This is a genomic window from Kitasatospora sp. NPDC057512 (assembly GCF_042802135.1).
In the GTDB taxonomy this organism is placed as follows: domain Bacteria; phylum Actinomycetota; class Actinomycetes; order Streptomycetales; family Streptomycetaceae; genus Kitasatospora.
This window is the reverse complement of sequence record NZ_JBHVET010000043.1, coordinates 1-23,660: the sequence shown is the minus strand read 5'-3', so window position 1 is coordinate 23,660 and position 23,660 is coordinate 1. Positions and strand designations below refer to the sequence as shown.

Sequence of the window (23,660 nt, the reverse complement as noted above, 5' to 3'; positions counted from 1 at the left end):
CTGCGCGGCCTCCTTGGCCAGCCGGGAGGCCTCCTGCGCGCGCTCGCCCGCCGTCTTGGCCGCGTCGGTCTCGGCCTTGGCGCGCTTGCCGGCCTCCGTGGCGGACTCGACGAGCTGGCTGATCGTCAGGGTCTCCTGGTCACGGGCGCGGGCCAGCTCCAGCCCGTTCTCCAGGAAGTCCGCGATGTCGTCGGCGGTTCCGCTCAGGGCCCGCTGCGCGAGCTTCTGCACCTCGGGGCCGCCGGTCGCCATGACCTTGGCGACCTGGACCTGGTCGTCCTCCTCGCGGGCCCGGGCGAGACCCGTGCCGAGGAAGTCCGTCAGCGCCTTGGCGGAACCGTCGTTGAGCGCCTTCTGCGCCGCGTCCTGGACCGCGCGGCCGCCCGTGTTGGTGGTGGCGACGGTCGCCACCGTCTGGTCCTCCTTCAGGGGGGCCTGGTAGCCGGTCAGCACGAACTGGTGCAGCTGCTCGTCCGTACCGCTCAGCGCCTGCTGGGCGGCGGCCCGCACCCCGGCGCCGGAGAAGGCGAGCATCTTCAGGACGGCGAAGCGCTCGTCCTCGGCGGTGGCCCGCCGCAGGCCGGTGGCCAGGAAGTCGCTGATCTGGGCATCGCCGCCGACCAGCGCGGCGGCCGCGGCGTCCCTGACCGCCGATCCGCCGGCCATCCACGCCTCGACCACCTGGGCGCGCGCACCCGCGGGCAGCGGCGCCGGCCCGGGGTCGGCGGGCACCGCCGCCGCCACCGTCGTGCCGAAGACCGCCATGGCCAGCGACAGCGCCGTCACCGCGGTCAGCCGGGCGCGGCGGCGAAGCGTCGGCGGGGACGCATTCCCCGATAATTTGTCGACCATTTCTCCTCGATTCCTTGAGCGCTTTTCGACTGGAATTCCATGACTTTTCTGAGCCATCTACAACAACCTGTCGAACTGTCGCACAGGTCGTGAACCCACGGGTCCGATGTTGAATTCACGAGCCATGTCACGGATCGAGCACGCCGGGACGTTGAGCTGGAGAAGCAGCTGGTCAGAGGCGCTTCAAGGGGACCATGCGGCCGGGCGGCCGGATTCCGAAGGGGATCGCCGCAGGCCGCCCAGTACGCAATATTGGCTCGAACCCGACCCTTTTACGGAACTCGGCGACCGTGATACCAATAGGCCTCCGATCCGATGGCGAAGCGCCCCGCGCAGGCCCGGGTCGGCGCGTCGTTTACTTCGATCACACCATTCCCTTGCCCGTGGAATTCCGTACGAGGAGACCCGCCAGCATGAAGCCTTTGATCCGCTGCCTGACCGTCGGCGCCGTCGCCGGCGCCGTCGCCCTGACCGGTCTGACCACGGTCGGTGCCGCCCCCGTGCCCGCCGGAACCGGGACCGCGGCCCTCACCGCGGACGACACCCCGCCGCCGGCCGTCGAGGACTTCGCCTACCCGAACGCCGACAAGATCTTCCAGGAGCGCGGCATCAGGCTGAAGAGCGGCGACGGCCACATCGTGCTCGTCACCTGCGACGGCCGGCCCGGCCTGATCCAGGTGCGCGCTCGGGGCAACGCGGTCACGGACCCGGTCGGCAACGGCCAGTTCTGCTTCCAGGTCAGCGGCCCGACCGGCCGGCTGAGCCTTGAGATCCCCTCCGTCTTCATGGTCATGGGCAACGACTACGCCGTACGCCTCGACATGCGGACGGGCACCGAGAACAAGTCCTTCGACGTGAAGAAGAACATCTGGACGTCGGTCGGCGAGAGCACGGACCCGCAGGGGCGCCTGTTCAGTCTGCTGGAGATCACCGCCACGGCGTGACCCCCGACCCGCGCTTCCCCGGCCACCGACCTCCGCACGGCAGACGAAGGAAAGCCACCTCATGGTTCGCTCACGCCCACGCACCGCATGGACAACCGCGACGCTCACCGCCGCGGCCCTCGCCGCCACCCTCCTGACCGGCACACCCGCACCCGCCGTCAGCGGCGACACCGCGCCCGCCGGCTCCTACGCCTTCACCACCAAGCTGGACATCGGCAACGGCCAACGCGCCTGCACCGGCGCCCTGGTCGACCCGTACTGGATCGTCACCGCCGCCGCCTGCTTCGCCGACAACCCCGCCCAACCGACAACCGTCCCCGCCGGCCCGCCCACCCTCAAAGCCACCGCCACCATCGGCCGCACCGACCCCACCACCACGACCGGCCAGGTCCGCGACATCGCCGAACTCGTCCCCCGCACCGACCGCGACCTCGTCCTCGCCCGACTCGCCACCCCCGTCACCGACATCACCTCGCTCGCCGTCGCCACCACCGCCCCCGCCACCGGCGAGGACCTGCTGGTGACGGGCTACGGCCGCACCAAGACCGAGTGGGTGCCCGACAAGCTCCACAGCGCCGCCTTCACCGTCGGCGCCGTCGACCCGACCGGCCTCGCCATCGCCGCCAAGGCCCCCGCGGACGCCGCCGTCTGCAAGGGCGACACCGGCGGCCCCGCCCTGCGCAAGGTCGGCGACCGCTACGAGCTCGCCGCCCTCAACAGCCGCTCCTGGCAGAACGGTTGCCTCGGCGCGGCCCCGACCACCCGCACCGGCGCGTACGAGACCCGCACCGACGACCTCGGGGGCTGGATCCAGCAGGCCGTCTCCGCCTGGTCCGCCGTGGTCGCCGCCCGCTCCGGGGGCCGCAACACCGTCTACAACCCGGACACCAGGACCGCCGAGACCTTCGCCCTGCGCAGCGACGGCGCCATGATCCACGCCTACAACACCAACGGCGAGGGCTGGTCCGGCTGGTACGTCCTCGGCGACGGCGCGCGGTTCACCAGCTCCCCGGCCGTCGTCCACAACCCGGTCACCAACACCCTCGACGTGTTCGCCACCGGCACCGACGGGTCGATGTACCGGGCGACCTGGAGCCGCGCCGCCGGCTGGGGCCCATGGACCATGACCGGCGACTGGAAGTTCACCGGCGCCCCCACCACCGTCTACAACCCGGACACCAGGACCGCCGAGGTCTTCGCCCTGCGCACCGACGGCGTCATGGCCCACCTCTACAACACCGAAGGGGCGGGCTGGCACGGCTGGTTCACCCTCAACCCCGGAGGCGCCTTCGTCGGCGCACCGGCCGTCCTCCACAACCCGGTCACCAACACGCTGGAGGTGTTCGCCACCGGCACCGACGGGTCGATGTACCGGGCCACGTGGGGCCGCGCCGCCGGCTGGACGCCCTGGACCATGACCGGCGACTGGAAGTTCCGCGGCGCCTCCAGCACCGTCTACAACCCGGACACCAGGACCGCCGAGATCTTCGCCCTGCGCACCGACGGCTCCCTGGCGCACCTCTACAACACCAACGGCGAAGGCTGGTCCGGCTGGTCCGTGATCGACCCGGGCGCGCGGTTCGTCGGCGTGCCCGCCGTCCTCCACAACCCCGCCGCCAACACCCTCGACGTCTTCGCCATCGGCACCGACGCCTCGATGTACCGGGCGACCTGGAGCCGGGCCACCGGTTGGGGGCCCTGGACCATGACCGGCAGCTGGAAGTTCGGCGGCTCCCCCGCCGTGGTCTACAACCCGGACACCAGGACCGCCGAGGTCTTCGGCCAGGGCACCGACGGCGTCCTGGCCCACGCCACCAAGGCCGGCGACGCGGCCTGGTCCGGCTGGTCCGTCGTCGGCCGGATCCCCACGACGGGCTGACCACGACGGGCTGACCGCACCGACTCGTGCCGTCCCCGTGACGTACCCGCCCGAGACGCCGTCAGGTCCAGGATTGGAGAACCACCCCGTGCTCCGCTCGCACCCGCGCTCCGCATGGACGGCCGCGACGCTCACCGCCGCCGCCCTCGCCGGCACCCTCCTGTCCGGCACACCCGCACCCGCCGTCAGCGGCGACACCGCGCCCGTCGGCTCCTACGCCTTCACCACCAAGCTGGACATCGGCAACGGCCAACGCGCCTGCACCGGCACCCTGGTCGACCCGTACTGGATCGTCACCGCCGCCTCCTGCTTCGCCGACAACCCCGCCCAACCGACAACCGTCCCCACCGGCCCTCCCACCCTCAAGACCACCGCCACCATCGGCCGCACCGACCCCACCACCACGACCGGCCAGGTCCGCGACATCGCCGAACTCGTCCCCCGCACCGACCGCGACCTGGTCATGGCCCGACTCGCCACCCCCGTCACCGACATCACCCCACTCGCCGTGGCCACCACGCCGCCCGCCCCGGGCGAGAGCCTGCGCGTCGCCGGCTACGGCCGCACCAAGGCCGAGTGGGTGCCCGACAAGCTCCACACCGCGGCCTTCGGCGTCAACGGCGTCACCGCCACCGGCATCGCCATCACCGGCGCCGCACCGGCCGGCGCCGCCGTCTGCAAGGGCGACACCGGTGGACCGGCCCTGCGCGAGACCGGCGGCACCGTCCAACTCGTCGCCGTCAGCAGCACCTCCTGGCAGAAGGGCTGCCTCGGCAGCACCGAGACCACCCGCGACGGCGCCGTCGGCACCCGCACCGACGACCTCCGCGACTGGATCAGGTTCCTCCGCTCCAGCACGATGCCGCCCCAGGCACCCGGTGTCCTGCGCTGGTTCCTCTCCGACTCCGCCCAGTCCAACGTCTCCACCCGGGCCACGTTCGACTTCGGGAAGAGCCCGATGATCCCGCTGACGGGCAACTGGGACGGCACCGGCGGGGACACCCCCGGCGCCTACGACCCCACCACCGCCCACTTCCACCTGACGAACTCGCTCGACGGCGGCCCCGCCACGATCGACCTCCCGTTCGGCGAGCCGGGCGACGTCCCCGTGGTCGGCCGGTGGGACGGCGGCCGCACCAGCGAGGTGGGGATCTACCGCCCGAGCACCGCCGCGTTCCACCTGCGCCACCACGACGGCACGGTGACGTCCTTCATGCTGGGCGACGGCGGCAACTGGAAGCCGATCGCCGGGGACTGGACGCACAAGGGCTACGACACCCCGGGGCTGTTCGACCCCGACACCGCCACCTTCCACCTCGTGAACTCCAACCACGACGGCGACGCCGACATCACGTTCACGTTCGGCGGCAAGGGGGACACGCCCATCACCGGCGACTGGACCGGCAGCGGCACCACCCAGGTCGGCGTCTACCAGGCCGCCGGCAGCGTCTTCCGCTTCCGCGGCGCCACCGCCGACGGATCCGCCACCTCCGTCTCCTACGGCGACGACGGATTCCCGGTCACCGGCGACTGGAGCGGCAGCGGCAAGTCCACCCAGGGCATCGCCGTCCCCGGCCGGTAGAAGACCTCGCACACCCCGCCCGGGCGGCCCTGACAGGCGGTCACCCACGTCACCCACTCACCCGAAGAGGAATCCCCATGCCCCGCAAGGCCCCGTCCCGCTCCTGGCGCACCGGTGCACTCGCCGCGGCCACCGCCGCCGGCGTGCTGGGCACCTGCGCCCCGGCCGGCGCCGTGGTCGGCGACGCCGCCGCCGACGGCTCCTACGCCTACACCGTCCGCCTGGCGATCGGCGACGGCCTGCGGGCCTGCACCGGCGCCCTGGTGGACCGCAACTGGGTGCTCACCGCTGCCTCCTGCTTCGCCGACGACCCGGCGCAGCCGCAGGCGCCGGCGGCCGGTGCGCCGAAGTGGAAGACCACCGCCACCGTCGGCCGCACCGACCTGACCACCTCCGGCGGCAGGACGTCCGAGGTCTCCGAGCTGGTGCCGTACCAGGGCCGTGACCTGGTCATGGCCCGCCTCGCGACGCCCGTCGACGGCATCGCCCCGATCGCGGTCGCCGTCACCGCCCCCGCCGCCGGGCAGACGCTGCGGGTGCCCGGGTACGGGCGGACCAAGGACGAGTGGGCGCCGCTGAAGCTCCACACCGGCGCGTTCTCGCTCGACACGGCGAACAGCACCGGCATCGGCATCACCGGCACCGGCGGCGCGGCGGTCTGCAAGGGCGACACCGGCGCCCCGGTGGTCCGCGAGACGGGCGGCAGGGCCGAGCTGGTGGCCGTCGCCTCCCGCTCCTGGCAGGGCGGCTGCCTGGGCGCCCCCGCCGGCGAGACCCGCACCGGCGCGTACGGCGCCCGGGTCGACGACGTCTCCGGCTGGGTCCAGCAGGTGCGGGCCAGGGCCTGGGGCTGGAAGACCCGGGCCCTGGTGCGCGCCGACGCCGACCTGTACCTGGCGTCGCGCCTGTACGACGGTTCGTGGACGCCGTACGAGGACGTCCAGGCGGCGGCCGGGAACATCGGCGGTGTGCGCGCCGTCTCCTCGGTCGGCATCGACGGCGACACCCACGTCCTCGCGCTCGGAGGTGACGGGCACCTGCACTACGCCGTCCACAACCTGGACGGCGGCTGGGGCCAGAAGTTCGTCGACCTCAACACCACCGTCGCCGACCTCGGCAACATCACCCAGCTCTCCATCGCCAACGTGGACGGCGCCCTGCACGTCGTCGTCGTGGCGAACGGCCGGCTCCTGCACAGCAGCCGCCCCGCGAACGGCCGGTGGAGCGTCTTCGGGGTGGTCACCGACGAGACCGGGCCGCTCAGCGGCATCACGTCGATCGCCACCGCCGGCGTTCGCGGCGGGGAACTGCACATCGCCGCCGTGTCCGGGGGGAAGGTCTTCCACACCCGTCGCCTCGTCTCCGGGGCCTGGTCCTCCTGGACGTCGGTCGCCGGGGCCGCCGGGGCCACCGCGCCGGTGACCGGCGTCGCCGTCACCCCACAGGACAGGGACCTCGACGTCGCCGTCGTCACGAGCGGCGGGCAGTACCACACCGTGCGCTACGCGAACGGGAGTTGGCGGCCGTTCGACTCCCTCGCCGGCGCCACCGGGAACGCCGCCGGCACCGGCATCAGCGCCGCCCCCGTCGACACCGACGCCCGGTTCGCCGTCACCACCGACGACAACAGGGTGCTGCTGACCTCCCGTCACGGCGACGGCACCTGGACCGCCCCCGAGTACCTCGACCTCACCACCGTGCCCGGCAACCACACCGGCACCTCGATCAGCGCCTCGCTCTGACCACCGCGACGGCGGGGAAGGCTCCGGCCCTCCCCGCCGGAGCCCCCGGCCGCCCGCCCGCGCCCGCCCCGCGGGCCGTCCGTCTTCGCCATGGGTCCCCTCCCGCCCGTCGGACCAGGTCATTGTGCCCGTGGGGCGGCGCGGGGGCCATCGGTGTTCCGCACCCCCGCGCGTCAACCCCGGCCATGCAAGTTCACCCGATCAGGGGGAGCGCGCCCGGTGCGCGCCCGGCGGGCCGTAGCGTCGTCACGGCGGACGGCGAGGGGCGGCCGCGGGGCCTTCGGGAGGGGTGGCGGGAGTGCGGGTCGGGCGGGTGCTGGGGCTGGTGGCGGCAGGGGCGCTGGTGGCGGCGGGGTGCGGCGGCGGGCCGCCGGAGAGGTCCCTGCCGCAACGGGTCGAGGAGCGGCCGGCGGCGCTGGTGTACCGGGGGCCGGCGGCCTGCGAGGGCTGCCCGGAGGCGGCGCGGGGCCTGCTGGAGCGGGCCGGGTTCGCGGTGCGGTTCATCGGGCCCGGGGAGCGGGTGCGGTTCGGCCCGGCGGCGCTGGCGGACGCGGCGGTGTACGTGCAGCCGGGCGGCACCAACGGGCAGGAGGTGGGCACCGCGTGGGACCTGCTGGCGCGCGACCCGGGCTTCTCCCCGGACCTGGTACGCGCCTACGTGCGCGGCGGCGGCCGCTACCTGGGGCTGTGCATGGGCGGCTACCTGGCCGGCGACCCGGGCTTCGACCTCCTGCCCGGCGACTCCGGCGAGTACATCCGCTCCCCGGACGCCACCGTCACCGACGAACAGGACGGCCTGGTCGACGTCCTGTGGCGCGGCCGCCCGCAGCGGATGTACTTCCAGGACGGCCCGTACTTCGACGTCGACGGCCCGGGCACCGACGTCCTCGCCCGCTACCCCAACGGCCGCACCGCCGCCGCCGTCGCCCCGTACGGGCGGGGCCGGGTCGCGGTCAGCGGCCCGCACCCGGAGGCCCCGGCCGACTGGTACGACGACTACGGGCTGCCCGACCACTCCGGCGCCGGCCTCGCCCTGGGCGAGGACCTGCTGCACGCCCTGACGGCCCCCGCCCCGACCGCCGGCCCCACGCCCGCGCCCTGAGCCCGCGCCCGCTAGCCGATCACCGCGTCCACCTCGACCTCCACCAGCCAGCGCTCGTCGATGAAGCGCGACACCTCCACGAAGGTGGTGACCGGGCGGATCTGCGCGAAGCGCGCGCCGTGGGCGCGCGCCGCCTCCCGCCACTGGCTCATGTCGGTCAGCATGACGCGGGTCCGTACGACGTCCGCGAGGGTGGCGCCCGCCTCCCGCAGGGCGGCCTCGGCGATGTCCAGGCAGCGGACGGTCTGGGCGTGGACGTCGCCCTGGCCGACCGTCGTGCCCGCCTCGCTGATCGGGGCGGTGCCCGCGACCGCGACGTGGTTGCCCTTGCGCACGGCGCGGGAGAAGCCGATCCGCGGTTCGAGGGGCGAGCCGGAACTGACTGTCTGTCGAGTGCTCTCCATCGCACCATGGTGCCGCACCGGTGCACCCGTCGGGCCGTCCGCCCGCGCGAACGCCCCCGCGCGCCCCGGGCCCGACCGTGCGCCCGGCTACGCCGCGCGCGGCTGGTTGAAGCGCAGCATGTTGCCCGACGGGTCGCGGAAGGCGCAGTCGCGCACCCCGTAGGGCTGGTCCATCGGCTCCTGGAGGACCTCGGCGCCGGCCGCCCGGATGCGCTCGAAGGTGGCGTCGCAGTCGTCGGTGCGGAAGATGACGCCGCGCAGCAGGCCCTTGGCGAGGAGTTCGGCGGCGGCCCGGCGGTCGGCCTCGGAGGCGTGCGGGTCGGCCAGCGGGGGCTCCAGGACGATCTCCACGCCGGGCTGGTCGGGCGAGCCGACGGTGACCCAGCGCATGCCCTCGAAGCCGACGTCGTTGCGCACTTCGAAGCCGAGGACGTCGCGGTAGAAGGCGAGCGCCCGGTCGTGGTCGTCGACGGCGATGAAGCACTGCGCGAGTTCGATGCTCATGAACGTCACGCTACGGGAGCACCGGGGCCGCCGTCGCTCCCGATCCCCTTCGCCCCCTCGGCCTGCGCGCGCCGCACCGGGCGGGTGCCGATCTTGGCGACGCAGGCCGGGATCGCCGCGCCCTGCTCGTGGTCGCGGGCCCGGTAGGCGCTGGGGCTCTGCCCGACCAGCTCGGTGAAGCGGGTGCTGAAGGAGCCCAGCGAGGTGCAGCCCACCGCCATGCAGACCTCGGTCACGCTCAGGTCCCCGCGCCGCAGCAGCGCCTTGGCCCGCTCGATCCGGCGGGTCATGAGGTAGGTGTACGGGGTCTCGCCGTAGGCGGCGCGGAAGCTGCGCGAGAAGTGGCCGGAGGACATCAGCGCGGTGCGGGCCAGCGCCGGCACGTCCAGCGGCCGCGCGTACTCGCGGTCCATCCGGTCCCGGGCCCGGCGCAGCCGCACGAGGTCGTCGAGCGGTACGCGGCCCGCGGACGGGGATGAGATCGGGGACGAGGACGACACACCGGCCACCGTACCGACTGCCGCCGACAGACGGCGCCCGGTCGATCCCCCGCCCCCGTCCCCGCCCGCCGTCCCCCGCCCGGCGCAGCCCGCTCGCGCCCGCCCCGGCGCGCCGACCACCCTGGAGCCGGGGGCCGGACGGCGGAGAGGGCGACAGGGGTGGACGGCGAGGACGGGCAGCCCACCGCCCCGCGCGCGCCCGGCAACCGGGCGGTGGTGCTCGGCGTGCTGGCCGCGACCGCCGCCGTGCTGCTCGTCCAGGCGGTCAGCGGCACCAGCGCCCGCCTGGTACTGCTGCTGGTGTTCCTGCCCGCGCTGCTGGCGGGCCTGGGCACCGTCGCCCAGACGGTGGCCGCCTCGGTGTGGGTGACCGCCGTGGTCGTGGCCCACTCGGTGCTGTTCCCGCCCGGGGACCTGCCGGCCCGCCTGGGCACCCTGCTGGGCGTGGTCGCCGCCGAGGCCGCCGTGATCGGCCTGTGCGCGCGGCGGGTGCGGCGCGAGCGGCAGCTGTCGCGGATGCGGCAGGTCGCCGTCGCCCTCCAGCGCCAGCTGCTGCGCCCGCTGCCCGTCACCACCCCGGACGTGCGCCTGGACGGGCTGTACCGGCCGCTGGAGCAGGACGCCATGGTCGGCGGCGACCTGTACGACGTCGCGGACACCCCGCACGGCACCCGGGTGCTGGTCGGCGACGTCCAGGGCAAGGGCCTGCCCGCGATCGGGACGGGCTTCGCGGTGCTGAGCGCCTTCCGGGAGGCGGCCTTCCGCGAGCCGCGGCTGACCGCCGTCGCCGACGCCCTGGAGGCGGCGGTGGAGCGGCACAACGCCTACGCGGAGCAGAGCGGCGAGCAGGAACGGTTCGTCACGGCCACCGTGCTCTGCGTCCGCGCCCCGGGCACCGACGACGGGGGCCGTGCCACCGAGGTACGGGCCGTCAACTGCGGCCACCTCTCCCCCTACCTGCTGCGCCCCGACGGCCGGGTGGAGCCCGTCACCCTGGACGCCGGGATCCCGCTGGGCCTCGCCGCCCTGGCCGCCACCGGCGGACCGCGCCCCGAGCGGCGCTTCGCCCTGCCCGGGGACGGGGTGCTGGTGCTGCTCACCGACGGCATCACCGAGGCCCAGGACGCCTCCGGCGCGTTCTACCCCGTCGAACGGGGCCTGGCCGACCTCGCCGCCGTCCCCGCCGACGCCCTGCCCGAGGCCCTCGACCGGCGGGCCCGGCGCTGGAGCGGCGGGCGCAGCCGCGACGACGTCACCGTCCTCGCCCTGCGCCCCGCCCCGGAGCCGGGCCCTGCGGGCCGGTAGCCGCCGGGACGGGACGGGCCGGCGGCAGGCCGTACGGGGCCGTTGGGAACCGTCCATGGGGCCGTCCGGCCCTTGACCCCCGGCTGCGGGCTCCACCTGCGGCGATCTAGGGTGCAGGCATGATCCCCACACCGATACCCAGCCCCGAGCCCACCCGGCTCGACGGTCCGACGGACGACTTCCTGACCGACCCCGCCCAGGCGCTGCGGGTGATGATGCAGGGCAACGCCCGGTTCGTGGCGGGCAACCCCGAGCACCCCAACCAGGACGCCGGGCGCCGCACGGCGCTCGCCCCGGCGCAGCGGCCCTTCGCGGTGCTGTTCGGCTGCTCGGACTCCCGGCTGGCCGCCGAGATCATCTTCGACCAGGGCCTGGGCGACCTGTTCGTGGTGCGCACCGCCGGGCACGTCACCGGTGCGGAGGCGCTGGGCAGCATCGAGTACGGGGTGAGCGTGCTGGACTGCCCGCTGGTGGTGGTGCTGGGGCACGACTCCTGCGGTGCGGTGGCGGCGGCGCTGGACTCCCTGGAGCAGGGGCAGCTGCCGGGCGGTTTCGTCCGGGACGTGGTGGAGCGGGTGACCCCGAGCGTGCTGTCCGCGAGGGCGGCGGGCATCGAGGACCGGGACGGGATCGTGGACGAGCACATCCGCCAGACCGTGGACCTGCTGGTGGAGCGTTCGCAGGCGCTGGCGGCGCGGATCGCCGAGGGGAAGGTGGCCGTGGTGGGCCTGTCCTACCGGTTGCGCGACGGCCGGGCCCGGCTGGTCTCCGCCCGGGGGCCGGTGGGCTGACGGGCCGCGTTCGCCGGCGGGTCCCGCCGTCCTCGGGAAACCGGATTCCCGTCCTCCGGAACTCGATGTCCGATCACCGCCAGCGCCTCCGGCCGGGCGGCGGCAGAGTCGGTGACCGGCAACGGTTCCCCTTTATCCCGAGGACGGCAGTCTCCCGTGCACAAGGTCATCGATCTCAAGGTCCTGTACTTCGGCACCCCCGTGGTGCTGATCGGTTCGCGCAACGAGGACGGCAGCGCCAACCTCATGCCGATGTCCTCGGCGTGGTGGCTGGGGCAGTCGTGCGTGCTCGGCCTGGGCGACAGTTCGCAGACCGCCGAGAACCTGCGGCGCGAGGGCGAGTGCGTGCTCAACCTGGCGTCCTCCGCGCAGGTGGACGCCGTGGACGCCCTCGCGCTGCTGACCGCCAAGCCGCGGATCGCCGAGTACCGGCTGCGGCAGGGCTACCGCCACGAGCGGCGCAAGTTCGAGGCCGCCGGGCTGACGGAGGTGCCCGGCGAGCTGGTGCGGGCGCCGCGCGCCGCCGAGTGCCCGGTGCAGTTGGAGTGCCGGGTGGAGTCGGCGACGGCGCTGGCGGGCGGCGGGCGCACCGCCTTCGAGGTGACGGTGGTGCGCGCCCATGTCGAGGAGGGTCTGCTGGTGCCCGGCAGCGACCACTACGTCGACCCGGTCGGCTGGGACCCGCTGATCATGAAGTTCTGCGAGTTCTTCGGCGACGGGCGGCGCCTGGCCCCCTCCCGGCTCGCCGAGGGCTGGCAGATGCCCGGGCGGCTGCCCGCCGCCGTGTGACGCGGCGTCCGCCCGGGGCGTCCACGCGGGGCGTCCGCCCGCCGGTGGTGCTCAGGGCGCGACGGTCGCCCCGCAGGAGTCGCACACCCGCGTCGCGGGCAGCTCCAGGAAGCAGCTCGGACAGATCGCCGGCGGGCGCGGCGGCGCGGCGACGGCGGCCTTGCGCTCCACCGAGGCCCGCAGGCGCGGGGCCAGGGCGGGCGTGCCGCCGTCGGCGGGCAGGTCGGCGGCGAAGTGCCGGTAGCAGGCCAGGCGGGCGGCGGCCGCGTGCTGCTCGCGGTCCATCTCGGCGGCCACCGGCGGCTGTCCGGCCACCGCCAGCACCTCCTGGTAGCCGGGCCCGACCTTGCCGTCGGTGGCGTGCACCACCAGGGCCGTCAGCGGTGGGTCGCCGCGCCGGTGCGCCTCGCGGATCACCAGGGCCAGCACCTTGCCGATCCAGTGCCGCTGGTTGATCCGGGTGCGCACCCCGGAGGCCTCCTGCACCGCCTCGGCCAGGTCCGGGTAGCTGATCACCGCGTGGTAGCGGCGCGCCACCTCCACCAGGGCGGGGTAGGCCGCCCTGGTCCACACGATGTGCGCCTGGCTGGCGCTGACCGCCGAACCGTCCGACGCCCGCCAGTACGTGTGCTGCTCCGTCATCCGCCCGCCCCTGTCCGTCTTGTCCGTTGTGTCTGTGTCCGTCCCCCGCGGGCCCCCGCCGGGAGCGAGGCTACCCGGCCCCGCAGCGGCGTCCTCGGGCGGGGCCTCGCCTCGGGCCGGGCTTGACTTCAAGTCCTGTTGAAGTCGTGGAATGGGTGCCGACCGCAGCCGTACGGGCAACCCCGCGGTCGATGCCCCGCCCGTACGGAAACCCGTACCGGGGCCGGGGCCGCCGCCTTCCCGATCGTGCCGACGGCGGCCCCGGCCTCCGGGCTCCCCCGTCCACCCCACCGGTGCGCTACGGTGGGCAGCGAACGGCCCCCGACCACTTTCCCTGGTCGGGGGCCTTCGTGTTGGGCGGGGGTGACACGCCGGAAAATCCGGCCCCCCTTTCGGGCCCCGCCCGGCGCCTCGGCAGGGCTGTCTGCCCCTACTTCACCGCCGCGATCACCGTCCCGACCACCGTCGCCAGAGCCGCGATCACCCCGGCATTGCGCCGCAGCCACCGCCCGACCTTCTCCGACGTCCGCACCCGGACCGGCTCGTCGCCTTCCACCTCGGTCTCCTCTCACCACCGCACGTCGCCCGGGCCGGACGGCCCGGGCCAGGGTTGCGAGGAGGGAGAGACACACCGCCGCGAGGACGACGGGCAGCAATCTACCCGACTCCCGGCACGTCGCTTGACGGTCCGTCAACTCGCCTCCGGTGCGGCACAAGTGAGGCGATCACTTGTGCGAAAAGCCCGGACCCGAAGTCGACGGAGCCGGCTTCCCGCGCGGGCGGGCGCCCCGGTCACCAGCCCGGCCGGGGCTCCGGGGCGACGGTGATCAGCGGATGGAAGTGGGCGAGTTCGGCGGGCTCGTCGACGGGTCCGCCCCCGGCCTCGATCCAGGCGTGGGCGCGGAACGGGGCGGTGCGCACGCCGGTGCGCCAGGTCGGCCAGGTGCCCCGGGCGCGGCACAACAGGGCTGCGGCGATGGAGCGTTGGAGGCAGCCCTGGCCGGCGCAGCGCATGCTGAGGGCGACCACGGCCCGCCGGGCGGCGAGGGCCTCGGCGCGGTCGGCGGGCCGGGCGCCGCGGCGCAGGGCGAGCATCACCCGGCGGATGCGGGCCGGGGGGAGCCGCTCGATCAGCCGGGCCGCGCCGATCGCCGCGAGGGCGGCGGGCCGCCGGTGCCAGGGCGGGCGGCCGGCGCGGGTGGCGTGGGCGTGCAGACTCATCCGGCCGTGCTCTGTCCGACAGCGCCCGGCCCGGCCGCGCCCGGCCCGCCGGTGACCAGTCCGGCGGTGCGCAGGGTCTCGTGCAGCCGCTCGACGTCGGCGCGCGCCCGGTCGGCGGTGACCGGGTAGCGGGCGCCGAGGTCGGCGGCGGCCTCCTCGGCGGTGCGGCCGTCCAGCAGGGAGCGCAGGACGAGCAGCGCGGTGCGGTTGAGCTGGAAGTAGCGGCCGGAGCGCTCGTCGAGCAGGACGGCGCCGTCGTCGGTCGGGGTGAGCGTCACGTCGGGGCGCAGCTGGGCGGGCATCAGGTCCCTCCGGTGGTGGTGGCGGCGGTGCGGTGGCGGCTCCCGTGGGCGCGCAGCCAGTGTTCGCAGGCGAGGGTGGCGTCCAGGGCGGCGTAGGGGGTGCCGGTGGGGTAGAGGCCGAGGCAGGCCCGGCGCAGGGCGTCGGGGTCGATCAGGCCGGCGCGGGCCAGGGCGCTGTCCTCGGTGAGGGCGGCGAGTCGGGCGCGGTGGCGGGCGAGGCCCTGGTGGGCGTCGGGGGTGAAGTCGCCCTTGCCGGTGCGTCGCAGGAGGTCGGCGGGGACGTCCGGGGCGAGGGCGGTGGTGAGCAGGGGCTTGTAGGCGAAGGGGGTTCCGCGGGTGGCGGGGTCGGCGGCCAGGCAGGCGTCGAGGACCTGGTCGTCCAGGAAGGGCGTGCTGTACGGGGTGCCGGCGCGGGCGGTGGCGTCGACGAGCTGGCGCATGGCGGAGGCGCTGTGCCGGACCATGCGCAGGACCTGGTGCTGGGCGTGCTGCGGGGCCAGCGGCCGTACGTCCCCCAGGGCGTTGAGCTGGTCGCGGACCAGGGCGGCGGCGTGCGGGGTGGCCCAGGGCGGCAGGCGGGGTTCGGCTCCCCAGCCGAGGAGTTGGGTGGTGGGCGGCGGCTGGGGGTGGGTGAGGCGGTCGGCGGCGTGGGCGAGCCAGGCGGGGTAGGGGCGGGGATCGGCGAGGGCGGCGAGGGCCTCGGGCAGTTTCCAGCGCAGGCGGGCGCGGTGTCCGCGCAGGTGGCGGGCGGCGGTGGCGGGGTGGCGCGGGGCGAGGGTGCGCAGGTAGGCGGGGAGGGCCTGGAGGACTTCGTCGCCGCCTTCGCCGCTGATGCGCAGTCGGGCGCCGCGGGTGGCGAGCAGGCGGGCGACGGCCTCGTCGCGGGCCCTGGTGCGGGTCCAGGCGAACGGTTCGTCGCCCTGCGGGCCGGGGGTGTCGGTGTCGGCGAACATCGCGGGGAGGTCCTCGGCGGGCAGGACGAGCCGGGTGCCGGGCAGGTGGCGGGCGGCGCGGTCGGCCCAGGGGGCGTCCTCGTGGTGGGGGTCGAGGGAGCCGATGGTGACGGTGAGCAGGTCGGCGGGGCCGGTGGCGGCGAGGAAGCACAGGGGGGTGGAGTCGAGGCCGCCGGACAGGTCGGCGGCGACGAGCCCGCCGTCGCGGGTGCGGGCGGCGACGGCTCGGTGCAGGGCGTGGCGCAGGGCCGTCGCGGCTTCGGGGCGGGGTCGTTCGGGGGCGGGCGGCTGCCAGTGGGCGAGGGTGCGGGCGGGGCGGCCGGGGGCGAGCAGGGCGGTGTGGTGCGGTGGCACGGGGGTGATGCCGGGCCACAGGGACAGGGTGTCGGCGGGGTGCGGCAGGGGGTGGGCCAGGCGCAGGGCGAGGCGTTCGGTGGACGGGGCGAGGCCGGCCGCGGCGGCCAGGACGTCGGCCCGGTCGGCGAGGACGGGGACGCCGTGGACCTCGGCCAGGTGGAGGCGGTGGAGTCCGGACAGCGAGCCGCGGGCGGTGACGGTGCCGTGCACGGTGGCGATCAGGTGGTGGCTGCCGGCCGGACCGTCGGCGGGTGTGAGGGCGAGGGCGTCGCGCGGGTCGCGGAGGTGTTCGGCGCGGCGGCGCAGCTGGTGGGCGTCGGTGTCGCTGGTGCCGAACACGGCCAGCGCGACCGGTCCGGCCCGGGCGGTGGCCGCCTCGTCGGCCGGCCAGTGGCCGAGGATCCAGGGGCGTCCGCTGGGGTGGTGCAGGGCACGGCGCTCGGCCGTGCCCCACACCGCGGCCACCGCGGCTGCTGCGTCGGTGTCCGGCAGGACCACGAACCAGGTCCGCCGGTGGCCGTTCACGGCGCGGCCCTCAGGGGGCGAGGTAGTAGCCGTGGACGTCGGACTGGTTGCCGATGTCGAAGCCCCGGGTGAGGTCCGCGAAGTCGCCGAGTTCGATCATCATCGGGGGCTCGTACACGTCGTCGGTCATGACAATGTCCTCTCTTGTGTGGGGAGTTGGACACGATCGCCGGCCGGCGGTACTCCACTCTTCCCCCTCGGTTCGCCGACGGACAAGCGGCGCCGGGGCCTTCGGCCGGAACCCGACGGCCCGGGCGGGAGTGGCCGCAGGCGCTCGCGGGACTGCTGAGCACCCGGGCGACCGGGTGGCGGGGGCGGCGGGCGGGAGGCCGGATTCGGCCAGCCCCGGACGAAATGGTGTAGACCTGTCCGCTGCCGGACGGGCCTCGCCTACGGTCGTCCCATGGCTGACGCATGCTTCGGGCACCCGCGGCTCGCCGCGCTCTACGACCCGCTCGACCCCGACCGCGGCGACCTCGACGCCTACCTGGCGATGGCACGGGAGTTCGGGGCGCGCCGGGTGCTGGACCTCGGCTGCGGCACGGGGGTCTTCGCGCTCCTGCTGGCCGGCCGCGGCTTCGAGGTGGTCGGCGTCGATCCCGCCCTGGCCTCCGTGCAGGTCGCGCGGGCCAAGCCGGGCGCCGGGCGGGTGCGGTGGATCCACGGCGACGCGACGGACCTGCCGCCGCTGCGGGTCGATCTGGCGACGATGACGGCGAACGTCGCCCAGGCGATCGCCGGTCCGCGGGCCTGGCGGGGGACGCTGCGGGGGGCCTTCGCGGCGCTGCGGCCGGGCGGGCGGCTGGTCTTCGAGACCCGCGATCCGCGCGCCCGCGCCTGGGAGGAGTGGACGCGCGAGCGCTCCCACCGGGTGACAGAGGTCCCCGGCACGGGCCCCGTCGAGAGCTGGGTCGCCCTGGTCGGGGTGCGCGGGCCGCTGGTGACGTTCCGGTGGACGTACGTCTTCGCGGCGGACGGGCAGGTGCTGACGTCGGATTCGACGCTGCGTTTCCGGGAGCGGGCGGAGGTGGAGCGGGACCTGGCCGCCCACGGCTACGTGCTGGAGGAGGTCCGCGACGCTCCCGACCGGCCTGGGCGGGAGTTCGTCTTCGTGGCCCGGCGCCCGTGACACCCGCCGCTCCGTGACACCCGCCCTTCCGGGGCGCCGTGCGCGGGAAGTCGGCCGGGCCGACTTCCCGTGCGCGGGCTGGGCGGCTCAGGGGCGCAGGGTCTCCCCGTTCGTCCGGCCTTCCACGGCGGTGACGTAGGAGCGGGCGGCGTCGACGGCGAGGATGCCGGGGGCCGGGTCCCGGCCGAGGAGTTGCAGCGTCTCGGCGATCCAGCCGGGGCTGACGAGGTTGATCCGCAGGTCGCGGGGCATTTCGCCAGCGGCGTTGCGGACGAAGCCCTCCAGCCCGGTGTTGATGACGGCGCCCAGCGATCCACCGGTCATCGGGGTGGTGAAGGTGCCGCCGGTGAGGGTGATGGAGCCGCGGTCGCGCAGATGGTGCTGGGCGCGCCGGGCCAGGGCGATCTGGCCCAGCAGCTTGCCCTGCAGCCCGGCGAGGAACTCCTCGTCGGTCACTGTCGCCAGGTCCACCATCGGGCCCGACACGGCGCAGCAGACGACCGCGTCGAGGTCGGGCAGGCCGGCGAAGAGCGCGTCCAGGGAGTCGGAGTCCTCCAGGTCGACTGTCACCGGGCCGCTGCGCGAGGCCCGTACGACCTGGTGTTCCTTCTCCAGGGCGGTGGCGACAGCGCTGCCGAGTGTGCCGGAGGCTCCGATCACGAGTACCTTCATGCCGTCGATGATCGCATCAAGTGGCCCTCTCAGGAGGACTTTTCGGCAAGGGTGTGGGCGACGAGGGCGTTCGCGTGGCCGTGGCCGATGCCGTGCTCGGTCTTGAGCCAGGCGACGAGCTCCATGTGCTTGGCGAGCGGGGAGGCGCGGATGAGGTCCTTCCACTCCTCGATCGGGCGGCCGTACTTCTTCTCGATGGAGGGGAAGTAGGAGGCTGGGCCCTTCACGGCGGGGGTGGTCATGGGCGTGGTTCCTCTCGGCGGGGCGGTGAAGAAAGAAGAAGCGGTGCGGTCACGGAGGTAGACCGTGACCGCACCGCGAACTCATCGCCCCGTCGGGGTGATCCGCGTCACACCCCGGCGGTGGCCCGGTGGCGGCGCCGCCGGCCGGCGGGCGGGGTGGGGTCGGCGTCCCAGGCGGCGACGGGGTTGCCGAGCCAGCGCCCGCCGCCGGGGACGTTCTCGCCGCGCATGACCAGGGAGGCCGGGCCGACGGTGGTGCCGGCGCCGAGGGAGGCGTTGAGCAGCACGATGGAGTGCGGGCCGGTGGTGGAGCCGGCGGCGAGGTGGACGGGGCCCAGGCGCATGACGCGGTCGTGGAAGAGGTGGGTCTGCAGGACGGTGCCGCGGTTGACGCTGGCGCCGGCCTCGACGGTGACCAGGTCGGTCTCGGGCAGCCAGTGGGTCTCGCACCACACGCCGCGGCCGATGCGGGCGCCGAGGCTGCGCAGCCACACGTTCAGGTAGGGGGTGCCGGTGATGGTGTGGCCGCCGAAGGGCATGGCGAGTTCCTCGACGAAGGTGTCGTAGAGCTCGTTGCGCCACACGAAGGAGGACCACAGGGGGTGTTCGGCGACGCGGAAGCGTCCGACGAGCAGCCACTTGGCGGCGGTGGTGACGGCGCAGGCGACGACGGCGGCGGCGGTCAGTACGAGTCCGGCGGTGCCCAGGGCGACGGCCAGCCCGTAGTCGTCGCGCAGTTCCTGCAGGGCGGCGAGGACGAGGTCGCCGAGCAGGGCGGCGAGGACGATCGGCAGCAGTCGGCAGAGTTCGACGCCGGCGCGCGCCCACATCAGGCGCCGGGGCGGGTTGTAGGTGCGGGCGTCGGCGCCGGTGTCGGCGACGCGGGGCAGGGCGAAGGCGGGGCGGCCGAGCCAGGAGGAGCCTTCGGGGGCGTGGGCGGGGGTGTCGGACAGGACGCCGACGAGGGAGTTGTCGGGCAGGTGGCGGCCGGGGCCGACGATGCCGGAGTTGCCGACGAAGGAGCGGCGTCCGACGTGGGCGGGGCCGAGGTGGAGCCAGCCGCCGCGCAGCTCGTACGGGGCGACGAGGGTGTCGTCGGCGAGGAAGGCGCCGTCGTCGACGCGCATCAGGCCGGGCAGGGCGAGCACGGTGGAGGCTTCGACGCGCCGTCCGACGCGGGCGCCGAGCAGGCGCAGCCACACCGGGGTGAAGAGGCTGGCGTAGAAGGGGAAGAGGGTGCGCCGGGCGGTGTCGCTGAGGCGGCTGACGGCCCAGGCGCAGAAGGCGACGCGGCCGGTGGCGGGGTGGTGGCCGGGGCGCAGCGGGAGGGACAGCAGGCGGACGAGGAGCGCTATGAGGGTGGCGTAGCAGGCGAGGGTGAGGGCGGCCAGCGGGATGGTGGCGGGCAGGAGTTGGACGAGGGCGCCGACCAGGGTGGCGTCGCTGTCGATCATCGGGTAGACGATGGCCAGGGCGGGCAGCGCGGCGAGGATCGGGACGAGGCCGAAGAGGGCGAAGGCGGCGCCGTAGGCGAGGTTCCAGCCGCGCGGGGCGGGGGCGGGGGTGGTGGGCCAGTCGGCGGGGGCGGCAGTGTCGGGGCGGGCCGGGGAGCCGGTCCAGTGTTCGCCGGGCGGGACGGCGGTGGTGGCGGTGACGCAGGAGCCGGGGGCGATCTCGGCGCGGGCGCCGATGCGGGCGCCGGGCATGAGGGTGGCGCGGTGGCCGATGCGGGCGCCTTCGCCGATGTCGATGCGGCCGAGGTGGAGGGTGTCGCCGTCGAGCCACCAGCCGGCGAGGTCGGCTTCGGGTTCGACGGAGGCGTGGGCGCCGATGCGGGCGAGGCCGGTGACGGGGGGCAGGGTGTGGAGTTGGACGCCGGGGCCGACGCGGCAGCCCAGGGCGCGGGCGTAGCGGGGGGCCCAGGGGGTGCCGGCGAGGGCGGCGGTGCCGAACATGGCGGTGTAGCGTTCGGCGGCCCACAGGCGCAGGTGGACGTGGCCGCCGCGGGGGTGGCTGCCGGGGCGGATCCGGGCGGTGAGCAGGCGGGCGCCGGCGGCGGCGAGCAGGGTGCGGCCGGGGGCGCTGTAGAGGAGGAGCAGTCCCGCGCCGACGGGCCACCAGGAGCTGTGGGGGGCCCAGGCGAGGTGGCTGCCGGTGAGGTTGTCGAGGGCGATCAGGGCGAGGATCCAGCGCAGTCCGGCGAGGGAGAACATGCCGAGGAGCAGGAGGGTCTGCCACAGGCCGGCGCTGCGGGGGGTGCGGCGCACGGTGCGGCCGCGTGCGGCGGAGGGGGCGGCGCCGTCGGCGGGGTCCTCGGGGGCGGCGGCCGGGGCGAGGGTGTCGAGGTGGGCGGCGAGGTCGGCGAGGACGGGGTGGGCGTACAGGTCGGCGACGGAGACGCCGTTGTGCCGGGTGCGCAGGTCGGAGACGAGGCGGGCGGCGGTGAGGCTGGAGCCGCCGAGGGCGAAGAAGTCGTCGTCGGGGCCGGGGGCGGTGCCGAGCAGGCGCTCCCAGTGGGCGGCGAGCCGGCCGGCGGTGCCGTCCAGGGCCTGGGCGGCGGCGGGGGCGGTGCCGGTGGTGGCGAGCGGCCAGGGCAGGGCGTTGCGGTCGACCTTGCCGGAGGTGCGGGTGGGCAGGGAGTCGACGAGGGCGAGGACGGGCACCAGCGGGGCGGGCAGGCGCTCCAGCAGCCGGCGGCGGGCGGTGGCGAGGTCGGGGGTGGTGCCGGGGCGGGCGACGAGGTAGCCGACGAGCAGGTCGGCGCCGGCGGGGGTCCGGCGGACGGCCGCGGCGGCGGCGCGCACGTCGGGCAGGGCCTGGAGGGCGGCGTCGATCTCGCCGAGTTCGATGCGGCGGCCGCCGAGTTTGACCTGGTCGTCGGCGCGGCCGAGGAAGACCAGGCCTTCGGGTTCGTTGCGCACGAGGTCGCCGCTGCGGTAGACGCGGGGCGAGGCGAGGGCGGGGTGGGCGCTGAACTTCTCGGCGTCCTTGGCGGGGTCGAGGTAGCGGGCGGTGCCGACGCCGGTGATGAGCAGTTCGCCGGTCTCGTACCAGGGGACGGGGTGGCCGGCCTGGTCGACGACGGCGATCTCCCAGCCGTCGAGGGGGGCGCCGATGCGTACGGGCCGGCCGGGGAGCATGCGGGCGGCGGTGGCGACGACGGTGGTCTCGGTGGGGCCGTAGGTGTTCCAGAACTCGCGGCCGCCGGTGGCGAGGCGGTCGACGAGTTCGGCGGGGCAGGCCTCGCCGCCGACGATGATCAGGCGGACGGCGTCCAGGCACTCCTGCGGCCACAGGGCGAGCAGGGTGGGGACGGTGGAGACGGCGGTGATGCGCCGGGCCACGAGCCAGGGGCCGAGGTCGGTGCCGGCCTTGACGAGGGAGCGGGGGGCGGGCACCAGGCAGGCGCCGTGGCGCCAGGCGAGCCACATCTCCTCGCAGGAGGCGTCGAAGGCGACGGACAGGCCGGCCAGGACGCGGTCGCCGGGGGCGAGCGGCTGCTGCGGGAGGAAGAGGCGGGCCTCGGCGTCGACGAAGGCGGCGGCGCTGCGGTGGGTGACGGCGACGCCCTTGGGGCGGCCGGTGGTGCCGGAGGTGAAGATGATCCACGCGTCGTCGGCCGGGGCGGGCCAGGCCGGGCGGCCGGAGGGGCGGGCGTCGGTGGGGGCGTGCAGGGAGCGCCCGGGGCCGAGGACGGCGCAGACGGCGGCGTCCTGCCAGATCATCTCGGCGCGCTCGTCGGGGTCGTCGGCGTCGACGGGCACGTAGGCGGCGCCGCAGCGCATGACGGCGAGGATCGCGATGTAGAGGTCGGCGGTGCCGGAGGGGATGCGGACCCCGACGCGGTCGCCGCGGCCGATGCCGTGGCCGGCCAGCTGCCCGGCGAGGGTCTCGACCTCGTGCAGCAGGGCGCGGTAGTCGAGGACGGTGTCGCCGGTGTCGAGCGCGGGCGCGCCGGGGTGCGCCTGCGCGGTGGCGGCGATGATGTCGAGCAGGCTGCGGGGGTGGGCGGGCTGGGCCGCCGGCCAGCCCGCCACGGGGCCCGGGTCGGGGCGGTGCAGCGTGCCGGGGCCGGCCGTTTCGTGGCGTGCGTCCATGGAGGGGTTCCTTGGCTCCGGGGTCCTGGGGGCGGGTACGGGTATTCACGCGGGGTGACGCCTTTGTCACCTGCCGGTGCGCCCACTCACCATGACTCCGCTGGGAGTCGGCTGGATGCAGTGAGGAATCGATCAAAGAAAATTCTCATCATCGATGCCACGCGGGAGCAGCAACGGTATGAATCGAATGCCATTTCGCTGGTTTCCGATCGTTTTCGCTGGTGAAGAGTAATCGCCGAATACCGGAGCGGTGCGACGGGAGCGAGAAGAGTGATGAACACCATGGCGACCGATTCGCTACCAGTAGTGAAGGGGCCGCTGTCGAATCGGGGGATTCCGGTCGGATCACCGGCCTGTTCACGGTTTTCACATATTCGTGTGGGAGTCTTTCGCGGCCCACACCGCGGTTCCTTCCTGTGAGCGGGCCGGGCGGCGGCGCGCCCGGCCGGGATCCGGCTGGGCACCACCGGGACTCCGGCGGGCGAAGCGGCGGCGGGCAGGCGCTCGTCTGGTACGTGGCGTACGGCTCGAACCTGCACGCCGCCCGCCTCGCCCGCTACCTGCGCGGCGGCCGCCCCGACGGCGGGGCGCAGACGCACCCCGGCGGCCGCGACCCGCGCCCGCCGCGCCGGGCGGTGGCCACCGTGCTGCCCGGCGTGCTCTACTTCGCCGACCGCTCGCTCACCTGGGGCGGCGGCTCGGCCTTCTACGACCCGACCCTTCCCGGTGAAGTCCCCTGCCGGGCCTACCTGATGACGGTCGGTCAGTTCAGCGACATCGCCGCCCAGGAGATGCGCCGCTCCCCCGGCACCGACCTCGACCTCGCCCCGCTGCTCGCCACCGGGCGCGCCGAACTGGGCCCGGGCCGCTACGAAACCCTGCTGCGCGTCGGCGCGTTGGACGGCCGCCCGCTGCTGACCTTCACCGCCGCCCGGGGCGTGGCCGGCGCCGAGCTCAACGCCCCCGCCCCGCCCTACCTGCGCACCCTGGCGGCGGGCCTGGCCGAGTCCCACGGCTGGGGCCCCTGGCGCACGGCCGGCTACCTCGCCACCCGCCCGGGCGCCGCCGGGCACTGGACACCGGCGGCGGTGGCGGCGCTGCTCTAGAACGCGGCGGGGCCGCCCGG

Annotated in this window: 23 protein-coding genes; 10 read left to right on the top strand and 13 right to left on the bottom strand. The window is 75.3% G+C overall.

The features are described from left to right. Positions 1-852: ALF repeat-containing protein (locus ACFU6K_RS05555; protein ID WP_380661049.1), on the bottom strand; the 852-nt coding region annotated here is incomplete at its 3' end. Between the two features lie 413 nt (positions 853-1,265). Here ACFU6K_RS05555 and ACFU6K_RS05550 point away from each other — a divergent pair. From ACFU6K_RS05550 to ACFU6K_RS05530, 5 genes are all read left to right on the top strand, one after another. Next, a complete protein-coding gene (locus ACFU6K_RS05550; protein ID WP_380661048.1) occupies positions 1,266-1,796 on the top strand; it encodes a hypothetical protein in 531 nt (176 codons plus the stop codon). Positions 1,797-1,857: 61 nt separating this feature from the next. Beyond that, positions 1,858-3,675, top strand: a complete 1,818-nt coding sequence (locus tag ACFU6K_RS05545; RefSeq protein WP_380661047.1) for a trypsin-like serine protease — start codon at positions 1,858-1,860, stop codon at positions 3,673-3,675. A gap of 73 nt (positions 3,676-3,748) precedes the next feature. Then, a complete protein-coding gene (locus ACFU6K_RS05540) occupies positions 3,749-5,257 on the top strand; it encodes a S1 family peptidase (protein WP_380661046.1) in 1,509 nt (502 codons plus the stop codon). Positions 5,258-5,334: 77 nt separating this feature from the next. Beyond that, positions 5,335-6,999, top strand: coding sequence for a trypsin-like serine protease (locus ACFU6K_RS05535; RefSeq protein WP_380661045.1), 1,665 nt, complete (start codon positions 5,335-5,337; stop codon positions 6,997-6,999). Between the two features lie 289 nt (positions 7,000-7,288). Continuing rightward, a complete protein-coding gene (locus ACFU6K_RS05530; RefSeq protein ID WP_380661043.1) occupies positions 7,289-8,101 on the top strand; it encodes a hypothetical protein in 813 nt (270 codons plus the stop codon). Positions 8,102-8,112: 11 nt separating this feature from the next. Here the strand turns inward: ACFU6K_RS05530 and ACFU6K_RS05525 are convergent, their stop codons facing one another. From ACFU6K_RS05525 to ACFU6K_RS05515, 3 genes are all read right to left on the bottom strand, one after another. Next, positions 8,113-8,505, bottom strand: coding sequence for a RidA family protein (locus tag ACFU6K_RS05525; RefSeq protein WP_380661042.1), 393 nt, complete (start codon positions 8,503-8,505; stop codon positions 8,113-8,115). A gap of 87 nt (positions 8,506-8,592) precedes the next feature. Continuing rightward, positions 8,593-9,009: a VOC family protein gene (locus ACFU6K_RS05520; RefSeq protein ID WP_380661041.1), complete on the bottom strand. Its 417-nt coding sequence runs from the start codon at positions 9,007-9,009 to the stop codon at positions 8,593-8,595. A 5-nt stretch (positions 9,010-9,014) separates the two neighbouring features. Further along, positions 9,015-9,422 (bottom strand): helix-turn-helix transcriptional regulator, encoded by a 408-nt coding sequence (locus ACFU6K_RS05515; RefSeq protein ID WP_380661051.1) that lies wholly within the window; start codon positions 9,420-9,422, stop codon positions 9,015-9,017. A gap of 246 nt (positions 9,423-9,668) precedes the next feature. Between ACFU6K_RS05515 and ACFU6K_RS05510 the strand changes: the two genes are divergently transcribed. The 3 genes from ACFU6K_RS05510 (at position 9,669) to ACFU6K_RS05500 (ending at position 12,394) form a co-directional block, all read left to right on the top strand. After that, positions 9,669-10,814 carry a PP2C family protein-serine/threonine phosphatase gene (locus ACFU6K_RS05510; protein ID WP_380661040.1) on the top strand — a complete coding sequence of 382 codons (1,146 nt, stop codon included), beginning with the start codon at positions 9,669-9,671 and terminating at the stop codon, positions 10,812-10,814. A gap of 212 nt (positions 10,815-11,026) precedes the next feature. Beyond that, positions 11,027-11,605 (top strand): carbonic anhydrase, encoded by a 579-nt coding sequence (locus ACFU6K_RS05505; protein WP_380661050.1) that lies wholly within the window; start codon positions 11,027-11,029, stop codon positions 11,603-11,605. Positions 11,606-11,761: 156 nt separating this feature from the next. Next, positions 11,762-12,394 (top strand): flavin reductase family protein, encoded by a 633-nt coding sequence (locus ACFU6K_RS05500; protein ID WP_375874320.1) that lies wholly within the window; start codon positions 11,762-11,764, stop codon positions 12,392-12,394. Positions 12,395-12,445: 51 nt separating this feature from the next. On the opposite strand, the gene ACFU6K_RS05495 is transcribed toward ACFU6K_RS05500, so the two are convergent. From ACFU6K_RS05495 to ACFU6K_RS05470, 6 genes are all read right to left on the bottom strand, one after another. Beyond that, positions 12,446-13,036: a hypothetical protein gene (locus tag ACFU6K_RS05495; protein WP_234348478.1), complete on the bottom strand. Its 591-nt coding sequence runs from the start codon at positions 13,034-13,036 to the stop codon at positions 12,446-12,448. 430 nt (positions 13,037-13,466) lie between these two features. Next, positions 13,467-13,592: a hypothetical protein gene (locus tag ACFU6K_RS05490; RefSeq protein ID WP_380661039.1), complete on the bottom strand. Its 126-nt coding sequence runs from the start codon at positions 13,590-13,592 to the stop codon at positions 13,467-13,469. Positions 13,593-13,828: 236 nt separating this feature from the next. After that, complete coding sequence (locus tag ACFU6K_RS05485; RefSeq protein WP_380661037.1) at positions 13,829-14,257, bottom strand: lasso peptide biosynthesis B2 protein; 429 nt, start codon at positions 14,255-14,257, stop codon at positions 13,829-13,831. Beyond that, positions 14,254-14,559 (bottom strand): lasso peptide biosynthesis PqqD family chaperone, encoded by a 306-nt coding sequence (locus ACFU6K_RS05480; RefSeq protein WP_380661036.1) that lies wholly within the window; start codon positions 14,557-14,559, stop codon positions 14,254-14,256. The genes ACFU6K_RS05485 and ACFU6K_RS05480 overlap by 4 nt, the downstream gene beginning before the upstream one ends. Next, positions 14,559-16,394 carry an asparagine synthase-related protein gene (locus tag ACFU6K_RS05475; RefSeq protein WP_380661035.1) on the bottom strand — a complete coding sequence of 612 codons (1,836 nt, stop codon included), beginning with the start codon at positions 16,392-16,394 and terminating at the stop codon, positions 14,559-14,561. Before ACFU6K_RS05475 ends, ACFU6K_RS05480 begins: the two co-directional genes overlap by 1 nt. A 10-nt stretch (positions 16,395-16,404) precedes the next feature. After that, positions 16,405-16,524: a lasso RiPP family leader peptide-containing protein gene (locus tag ACFU6K_RS05470; RefSeq protein WP_380661034.1), complete on the bottom strand. Its 120-nt coding sequence runs from the start codon at positions 16,522-16,524 to the stop codon at positions 16,405-16,407. A 273-nt stretch (positions 16,525-16,797) separates the two neighbouring features. On the opposite strand from ACFU6K_RS05470, the gene ACFU6K_RS05465 reads away from it, so the two are divergent. After that, complete coding sequence (locus ACFU6K_RS05465) at positions 16,798-17,523, top strand: class I SAM-dependent methyltransferase (protein WP_380661033.1); 726 nt, start codon at positions 16,798-16,800, stop codon at positions 17,521-17,523. A gap of 87 nt (positions 17,524-17,610) precedes the next feature. Here ACFU6K_RS05465 and ACFU6K_RS05460 read toward each other — a convergent pair whose 3' ends face one another. The 3 genes from ACFU6K_RS05460 to ACFU6K_RS05450 form a co-directional block, all read right to left on the bottom strand. Then, a complete protein-coding gene (locus ACFU6K_RS05460; protein WP_380661032.1) occupies positions 17,611-18,195 on the bottom strand; it encodes a short chain dehydrogenase in 585 nt (194 codons plus the stop codon). Positions 18,196-18,224: 29 nt separating this feature from the next. Beyond that, positions 18,225-18,437, bottom strand: a complete 213-nt coding sequence (locus ACFU6K_RS05455; protein ID WP_380661031.1) for a DUF4287 domain-containing protein — start codon at positions 18,435-18,437, stop codon at positions 18,225-18,227. Between the two features lie 107 nt (positions 18,438-18,544). Beyond that, positions 18,545-22,534, bottom strand: coding sequence for a Pls/PosA family non-ribosomal peptide synthetase (locus ACFU6K_RS05450; RefSeq protein WP_380661030.1), 3,990 nt, complete (start codon positions 22,532-22,534; stop codon positions 18,545-18,547). A gap of 515 nt (positions 22,535-23,049) precedes the next feature. Here ACFU6K_RS05450 and ACFU6K_RS05445 point away from each other — a divergent pair. Beyond that, positions 23,050-23,640 (top strand): histone deacetylase, encoded by a 591-nt coding sequence (locus tag ACFU6K_RS05445; RefSeq protein WP_380661029.1) that lies wholly within the window; start codon positions 23,050-23,052, stop codon positions 23,638-23,640. The last annotated feature ends 20 nt before the right edge of the window (positions 23,641-23,660 follow it).

Excerpts from the sequence above, each read along its gene's own strand:
- ACFU6K_RS05550 (WP_380661048.1), top strand. The coding sequence starts at position 1,266 with ATGAAGCCTTTGATCCGCTGCCTGACCGTCGGCGCCGTCGCCGGCGCC.
- ACFU6K_RS05545 (WP_380661047.1), top strand. The coding sequence starts at position 1,858 with ATGGTTCGCTCACGCCCACGCACCGCATGGACAACCGCGACGCTCACC.
- ACFU6K_RS05535 (WP_380661045.1), top strand. The coding sequence starts at position 5,335 with ATGCCCCGCAAGGCCCCGTCCCGCTCCTGGCGCACCGGTGCACTCGCC.
- ACFU6K_RS05525 (WP_380661042.1), bottom strand. The coding sequence starts at position 8,505 with ATGGAGAGCACTCGACAGACAGTCAGTTCCGGCTCGCCCCTCGAACCG.
- ACFU6K_RS05520 (WP_380661041.1), bottom strand. The coding sequence starts at position 9,009 with ATGAGCATCGAACTCGCGCAGTGCTTCATCGCCGTCGACGACCACGAC.
- ACFU6K_RS05515 (WP_380661051.1), bottom strand. The coding sequence starts at position 9,422 with ATGGACCGCGAGTACGCGCGGCCGCTGGACGTGCCGGCGCTGGCCCGC.
- ACFU6K_RS05505 (WP_380661050.1), top strand. The coding sequence starts at position 11,027 with ATGATGCAGGGCAACGCCCGGTTCGTGGCGGGCAACCCCGAGCACCCC.
- ACFU6K_RS05495 (WP_234348478.1), bottom strand. The coding sequence starts at position 13,036 with ATGACGGAGCAGCACACGTACTGGCGGGCGTCGGACGGTTCGGCGGTC.
- ACFU6K_RS05485 (WP_380661037.1), bottom strand. The coding sequence starts at position 14,257 with ATGAGTCTGCACGCCCACGCCACCCGCGCCGGCCGCCCGCCCTGGCAC.
- ACFU6K_RS05480 (WP_380661036.1), bottom strand. The coding sequence starts at position 14,559 with ATGCCCGCCCAGCTGCGCCCCGACGTGACGCTCACCCCGACCGACGAC.
- ACFU6K_RS05470 (WP_380661034.1), bottom strand. The coding sequence starts at position 16,524 with ATGACCGACGACGTGTACGAGCCCCCGATGATGATCGAACTCGGCGAC.
- ACFU6K_RS05465 (WP_380661033.1), top strand. The coding sequence starts at position 16,798 with ATGGCTGACGCATGCTTCGGGCACCCGCGGCTCGCCGCGCTCTACGAC.
- ACFU6K_RS05460 (WP_380661032.1), bottom strand. The coding sequence starts at position 18,195 with ATGAAGGTACTCGTGATCGGAGCCTCCGGCACACTCGGCAGCGCTGTC.
- ACFU6K_RS05455 (WP_380661031.1), bottom strand. The coding sequence starts at position 18,437 with ATGACCACCCCCGCCGTGAAGGGCCCAGCCTCCTACTTCCCCTCCATC.
- ACFU6K_RS05450 (WP_380661030.1), bottom strand. The coding sequence starts at position 22,534 with ATGGACGCACGCCACGAAACGGCCGGCCCCGGCACGCTGCACCGCCCC.